The organism is Streptomyces sp. NPDC127177 (assembly GCF_042672475.1).
GTDB lineage: Bacteria > Actinomycetota > Actinomycetes > Streptomycetales > Streptomycetaceae > Streptomyces.
This window is the reverse complement of record NZ_JBHXUW010000001.1, coordinates 238046-244204: the sequence shown is the minus strand read 5'-3', so window position 1 is coordinate 244204 and position 6159 is coordinate 238046. Positions and strand designations below refer to the sequence as shown.

General features: G+C 69.7%; 7 protein-coding genes. 4 read left to right on the top strand and 3 right to left on the bottom strand.

Annotated elements, in window-relative coordinates:
* Positions 1 to 142 precede the first annotated feature (142 nt).
* The 3 genes from ACFVJX_RS01060 to ACFVJX_RS01050 are packed head-to-tail and all read right to left on the bottom strand — an operon-like array spanning position 143 to position 1733.
* Positions 143 to 1009: a hypothetical protein gene (locus ACFVJX_RS01060; RefSeq protein WP_384123501.1), complete on the bottom strand. Its 867-nt coding sequence runs from the start codon at positions 1007 to 1009 to the stop codon at positions 143 to 145.
* The gene (locus ACFVJX_RS01055; RefSeq protein WP_384123503.1) at positions 1006 to 1575 is read right to left on the bottom strand and encodes a sigma-70 family RNA polymerase sigma factor; all 570 of its coding nucleotides are present in this window, start codon (positions 1573 to 1575) and stop codon (positions 1006 to 1008) included. Before ACFVJX_RS01055 ends, ACFVJX_RS01060 begins: the two co-directional genes overlap by 4 nt.
* Positions 1572 to 1733 (bottom strand): hypothetical protein, encoded by a 162-nt coding sequence (locus ACFVJX_RS01050; RefSeq protein ID WP_384123505.1) that lies wholly within the window; start codon positions 1731 to 1733, stop codon positions 1572 to 1574. The genes ACFVJX_RS01055 and ACFVJX_RS01050 overlap by 4 nt, the downstream gene beginning before the upstream one ends.
* A 391-nt stretch (positions 1734 to 2124) precedes the next feature.
* On the opposite strand from ACFVJX_RS01050, the gene ACFVJX_RS01045 reads away from it, so the two are divergent.
* The 4 genes from ACFVJX_RS01045 to ACFVJX_RS01030 all read left to right on the top strand — a co-directional run bounded on the left by ACFVJX_RS01045 (position 2125) and on the right by ACFVJX_RS01030 (position 6156).
* Complete coding sequence (locus tag ACFVJX_RS01045; protein WP_384123507.1) at positions 2125 to 2502, top strand: signal peptidase I; 378 nt, start codon at positions 2125 to 2127, stop codon at positions 2500 to 2502.
* A 99-nt stretch (positions 2503 to 2601) separates the two neighbouring features.
* The gene (locus ACFVJX_RS01040) at positions 2602 to 3438 is read left to right on the top strand and encodes an alpha/beta fold hydrolase (protein ID WP_384123732.1); all 837 of its coding nucleotides are present in this window, start codon (positions 2602 to 2604) and stop codon (positions 3436 to 3438) included.
* A gap of 22 nt (positions 3439 to 3460) precedes the next feature.
* Positions 3461 to 3997: a TetR/AcrR family transcriptional regulator gene (locus ACFVJX_RS01035; protein ID WP_384123733.1), complete on the top strand. Its 537-nt coding sequence runs from the start codon at positions 3461 to 3463 to the stop codon at positions 3995 to 3997.
* 629 nt (positions 3998 to 4626) lie between these two features.
* On the top strand, positions 4627 to 6156 hold the full coding sequence (locus ACFVJX_RS01030; protein ID WP_384123735.1) for an FG-GAP-like repeat-containing protein: 1530 nt from the start codon (positions 4627 to 4629) through the stop codon (positions 6154 to 6156).
* Positions 6157 to 6159 lie beyond the last annotated feature (3 nt).

The window sequence follows — 6159 nt, the reverse complement described above, 5'->3', positions numbered from 1 at the left end:
TCGCTGAGCCAGCAGGCCGAACACCGCTTCGGCCTGCCCACCCTTCTGCAACAACCCTTGGGGCCTCTCGTCCGGATCGCGCCGGGCTCGCGGGGTCCGGCCCCCCGATCCAAACCTAAAGCACCTGGCCCCAGCCCTAGCCCTAGCCCCAGCACCATTTGGGGTGTCGGCGGGCAGCGGCGATGAGCGGACGGGTGGGCTTGGGGCGGGGCTGGAGGCGGTTGCGTACCGAAGGCCGTCCGGGGGCGGGTGCGCTGGTGGCCGTGAGGGTGCGGATGTGGTCGGTGAAGCCGGGTGCGGGCAGGGGCAGTTCGAAGTCGTCGATGTGGCCGACCGCCGCTGGGACGTAGTCGAGTACCGCTCCGACCATCGCGGGCACCGGAGCCGGGTCGGTCTTGAGCGCGCCCAGGATGCGCAGGGCCGTCGGCAGCAGACTCGCGTCGGTGGTCGTGACGGCGTTGAGCGCGTCGCTCACGATGAGCGGGACGTCGTCGGCTGTCACGTCGGACGCGGCGTCGGTGAAGTCGTCGGTGGAGGGTGGAGCGCTCTGGATCTGCTCCGTCTGCTCGTACCACCAGCGGGCTTCGCCGCGCTCGCCGAGGGCGAGGTGGTGGAGGTAGAGGCAGTAGGACGCCGCGGGGTCGCCCGCGCCTGCCGCGTACTGCCACCAGAAGCGGGCGTTCTCCTCTGATTCGGCGAGCTGGAGTATGCAGCCCAGGACCCGCGCGCCGGGGGGCTCGGGGAGTTGGGGGGTGAGAAACGTGTCCAGGGTGCTGAGTGCGGAGTTCCGGGTGACGACGGTCTCGCAGAGGGTCTGCAGGTTCTGAGCCGCCTCGCACTCCGTCGGCACCTCCGGAGTGGGCGCGGACGGTGCCGGTGGGACAGCGGACGGGCCGGTGGTGCGCAGGCGGGCGAGGAGGCGGGTCTCGGCTGCGTCGATGTCCTCCTGGGTGTAGGGAGTGGTGATGAGGCGTGCGCGGGAGAGGAATTCCGTGATGTGGCGTGTCATCGTCGTCCTTCCATGGCGTGGTCCGGCCCCAGGATGTCCCGTAGTCGGCGCGTCGCGTGGCGGACCGTCGAGCGGACGGTGGCGCTGGTGATGCCGAGGGCGTCGGCGACTTCGGGTGCGTTCAGCCCGTGCAGGTACGTCATCACCATGACGTCGAGCTGACGTTCGGTGAGCTGACGCATCGCTCTCATCAGGGCGAGGGACTCGGTGATCTGTCCGTAGGGATCGACGGCGTCCCGCAGCGCGAACGTGTTGAAGGCCTCGTCGTCGAGCAGCGGGGGCCGGCGCCTGCGGGCACGGCTGTGGTCGCTGACCTTGTTGCGCATGACCGTCCACGCATAGCCGGACGGGTTCTCCACCAGCAGGACCTTGTCCCACGTGCGCAGGAGCTGCTCGAAGGCGCTGTCGATCGCCTCTTCGGCGTCGTGGCGGTTGTGGAGGAAGGTCTCGGCGTAATGGATGTAGCGCGGGCGGTTCATCTGGTGGAACGCGGTGAAGGAGAGGTCGGGCGACTGCTGGGTCATCGGATCGGCGCCCGGACGGATACGGCTTCGGGACTCGGTCACCGCCCCTCCTTCCCGTCGTGGGGGCGCCGGCTCATCTCGCTCACCCCGATCCGGACTCCCGCGGCCGCCATGTGGCGCAGCAAGGTGCGGGCGTCCTTGCCGAAGACGCGAATCGTGACCGCCAGGATCATCAGGTCACCTACGAGGTGGATCGTCACGGGCGTGAGCCTCTGTTCTCACGAAGTGCCGGGCGTGCTTCTCCGAGCCCGGGAAGTGCGCGGGTTGTGCGCCCTTCACTCTCAACAACACCTGCGAACGAACAAGTGTGCAGGGGCAATTCGAGGAAAGTTATGGAGGGAAGATCTCCGGTGCCGCGCAGACCTTCCCTCTTGCTCATCCGCCGCCGTTAGCCACCCCGCGCCACCCGCACGCCGGCACCACCACCAGCAGACACGCCGCAGGAGTGACCCTTCGCATAAATTTGCGCGAATCCAGCAAACGCGGGCGGCGATCTCGGTCGTGACTCAGATCACACACCTGCGGCCAGTCCGCCGTCCGGGTCAAACGGGAATGCGGCACCCGGGGGCCCGACTGCTAGCGTCCGGCGACGTGGACGACAGCGTGTACACAGGGAACGCGGGCAAGGATGCGGCACTGGACCAGGGGTGGCTCCTGGGGCACTTCAAGAACATCGGCGATCCGCGCCACAGCGAGGCCGTGGAGATCAAGTGGGGCACACACCCCCGCGGCGACGAGCGATCACAGTGGGTGAGGGGCGAGGAGCGCACCGCCCTCCTGGTACTCATCAGCGGACGCTTCCGTGTCGAACTCCCGGGCCGCAGCATCGCTCTCGAAGAGCAGGGGGACTACGTCGTATGGGGGCACGGGGTCGATCACTCATGGTTCGCGGAGGAGGAGTCGGTGGTGCTGACCGTTCGATGGCCGTCCGTGCCCGGTTACGCGGCGCCGGGGCCCGAAGGGGAGTGACCACGCCGACGGCCGCCATGGATCGCGGATTCGGTCATTGACAGGCTTGGCTAACGTGGATAGCTTTTAGCTAATCGAGTTAGCCACATGGAGGATGTCGTGACCGAGTACCTCGCCGTCGATGGCGGCACGATCGCTTACGAGGTGGCCGGGGCCGGTCCGCTGATCGTCCTGGCACACGGGATGGGCGACAGCCGCGCCGCGTACCGTGCCGTGATCCCGGCGCTGGTGGGAGCCGGCTACCGGGTCGCCGCGGTCGATCTGCGTGGCTGCGGCGAGTCCGGGGTGGACTGGTCCGCGTGGAGCCGCACCGCCATCGCCGGTGACCTGCTCGCCGTGATCCGCCACCTGGGCGGACCGGCCGTGCTGGTCGGTCACTCGATCTCGGGCGGCGCCGCCACCATCGCCGCGGCGCAGGAGCCCTCGCTGATCACGGAGGTCATCGAGTTGGCGCCGTTCACCCGCAAGCAGTCGATACGCCCGGGCGACCTGCGGGTGAGACGCTTCCGGCGCGGCATGCTGCGGCTCCTCGGCGCCGGCGTCTTCGGCAGCATCCCGCTCTGGCGGTCGTACCTGGACGTGGCCTACCCCGGTGCGAAGCCCGCCGACTGGGTCGACCGGCTGGGGCGTATCGAGGCCCTGCTGCGCGAGCCCGGCCGGATGAAGGCCATGCAGGGCATGGGGCGTTGCGCCCCGACCGACGCCGGTGCGCAGCTCGGCAACGTCCGGTGCCCGGTCCTGGTCGTGATGGGCACGCTCGACCCCGACTGGGCCGATCCGCACGGCGAGGGTTCGGCGATCGTCGACGCCCTGCCGTCCGGGCTCGGCCGGCTCGAGATGATCGACGGCGCCGGACACTACCCGCACGACCAGTTCCCCGACCAGGTGGTTTCGCTCATGCTCACCTTCCTCGATGCGGACTCCGCTCGTGCCTAGGGCCGGCCTGGACCCCGCAACCGTGGTCGCGGCCGGTGCCGCCCTCGCCGACGAGGTGGGCTTCGCCAACCTGACGATGGGCCTGCTGGCAGAGCGCGTCGGGGTGCGTACCCCGTCCCTCTACAAGCACGTGGGCGGCCAGGAGGACCTCGTCCGGCGCATCGCTGTCCTGGCGTTGGGCGAGGCCGCCGACGCCGTGGGCGGTGCCGTACAGGGATACGCGGGCCGTGACGCGCTCGGGGCCGCCGCTCGCGCCTTCCGGTCCTTCGTGCTGGAGCACCCCGGCCGGTACGCCGCGACGATCGGCATGGAACCGTCCGGCCCGGATGATCCACTGGCCCTCGCGGGTGAGCGGCTGCTCGGCGGGTTCACGGCGGTGCTGCGCGGATATGAGATCGCGGAGTCCGAGGTGGACCACGCCCTGCGCATGCTCCGCAGCCTGTGCCACGGCTTCGCCACCTTGCAGGCGGCTCACGCCTTCCAGTGGAGCGCCGACATCGACGACAGCTTCGAGTGGCTGATCGCCTTCGCCGACCGGGGCCTGCGCACCGTCAGGTAGCTCCCCCGCGAACAACGGCATTCCCCGGACCGATCAAGAGGTTGAGGATGGACGCCGAACGACGGCACGACGGAATCCGGCTCCCTGAGGGGGCGTGGTGGGACTGGGACGTGGTCACCTGGGACGGCACCCGACTCTGCCTCGCGGCCGGACACGACCTGACGTACCACCACGAACTGGAGCTGGTCTTCGACGAGACGGTGCTGGTCAGCTGCCCGTCGAAGTTCCAGGACCCGGCGTTCCGGGCCCCGTCGTCCGCGGAGCTGTTGCACATCACTCGCCGGCTCGGCGCGGAACCGTCCCTCGTGGTCGCTTTCGAGGCCGACACCGGCGGACAGGAACTCATCACCTGCCTCATCGCCGCCGAGCGCGTTCATTTCGTCCAGGAGACGGTTCTCAGGTACTGGCGGGAGGACGTGGCACCAGGTCAGCGCTTCGCACCCTGGGTCCGGCCGCCCGCCGGTAGAGGCGTACCCACTCGCGACGACGGGGGGCGCCCGTGCCCCGCACGCTCGGATCCGGCCACAACTCCCCCACTCGGAACCATCAATGCCATATGCGGCACAACCATCTTCTTGCCGCCACCGTCCTACGAAGTGGATGTGAAATGGCGACAGAAAGAAGACTTCATGCTCTGGATACGACGCCCTGACACCCACAGCGCTCGACCGGCCGGCAGAAGACACGGCGTCCGTTCGGCGGCTCCGCTGGCCGCCGCACTCCTGGTGTCAGCCGGTCTGACCGTCGTATCGCTCACCCCGGCGCAGGCCCAGGCCTCGGCGGGCCGCGCGGCACCGGCGGACGACTTCAACGGCGACGGCTACGCCGACCTCGTCATCTCGGCCCCCGGCGGGACCGTGTCCGGCAAGGCGCAGGCGGGCTACATCGCGGTGGCGTACGGCTCGGCGAGCGGCCTCGATCCCGCACACCGGAAGGTCGTGAGCCGCTCGACGAGCGGGGTGCCCGGGGCGGCAGCCGCCAAGCAGCGGTTCGGGAACACCTTCAGCAAGGGCGACCTCGACGGCGACGGCTACAGCGACCTTGTGATCGGCTCCGCCAAGGAGTCCGCGGGCAGCGTCGTCATATGGGGTTCCCCCTCCGGTCTCACCGGTGGCACCGCCGTCCCCGACTACGGACAGGCCCCGCAGGTGGGCGACTTCGACGGTGACGGAAAGGCCGACCTGGCACTGTTCGGCGGTGCCGAGGTCGAGGGCGACGAGTCCGCCCAGCAGCCGGCGGCCCTGTGGAAGGGGCCGATCTCGCGCGCGGGCAAGCCGACCGCGCGGCTCGACTTCCTGGACAAGTCCGAATGGTGGGGTTACGGCGACGACGGGGCGGACTGCGCGACCGACGACTCCTGCGTCAACGGCCCCCACTCGCTGAGCGGTCCGAACACCGCCGAGTCGGTCGGCGATGTCAACGGCGACCACATCGACGACATCGCCATCTGGGCCTACGAGGGCGACGGGGTGTGGGCCAACCACGTCCTGTACGGCGGCAGCGCCGGCTTCAAGGAGTCCAGCACGCTCGGGGACATCGGATCCTCCGGCGGCGAGGGGGCCACCGACATCGGTGACGTGAACGGTGACGGCTACGGCGACGTGGTGGTCGGAAGCGGCAGCGACACCAGCAAGGTAACCGTCCTGTACGGCTCGGCCGACGGCGCCTCGTCCGGCCGCATGAAGACCTTCGACCAGTCCCTGCCCGGGTTCTACGGTGCCCAGGAGGAGGGCGATCACGTCGGCTCGTGCGTCTCGGTCGCCGATGTGACCGGGGACGGCCGGGCCGAGATCGCCCTCGGTATCGACGGCGAGGACTTCAGCGGTCTGACCGATGCCGGATCGTTCGCGCTGCTCCACGGAACGGCGTCCGGTTTCACCGGCGAGGGCAGCCAGGTGATGCAGCAGGACACCGCCGGTGTGCCGGGTGTCGCCGAGAAGAACGACAAGTTCGGGGCCGCCTGCGCGCTCCTCGATGTCAACGGCGACGGACACCGCGACCTGGCGGTCTCCTCGGCCGCGGAGAACGCCTCGGCCGGAGCCGTATGGACCCTGAACGGCACCGCCAAGGGGCTGACCACGACCGGCGCCAAGGCCTTCGGCCCCGGCGATGTCGGGGGCCCGGTCACCAAGGCACTGTTCGGGAGCTTCCTGCGCTGAGGA

Coding starts and splice junctions, on each gene's coding strand:
- ACFVJX_RS01060 (WP_384123501.1), bottom strand. CDS start 1,009: ATGACACGCCACATCACGGAATTCCTCTCCCGCGCACGCCTCATCACC.
- ACFVJX_RS01030 (WP_384123735.1), top strand. CDS start 4,627: ATGCTCTGGATACGACGCCCTGACACCCACAGCGCTCGACCGGCCGGC.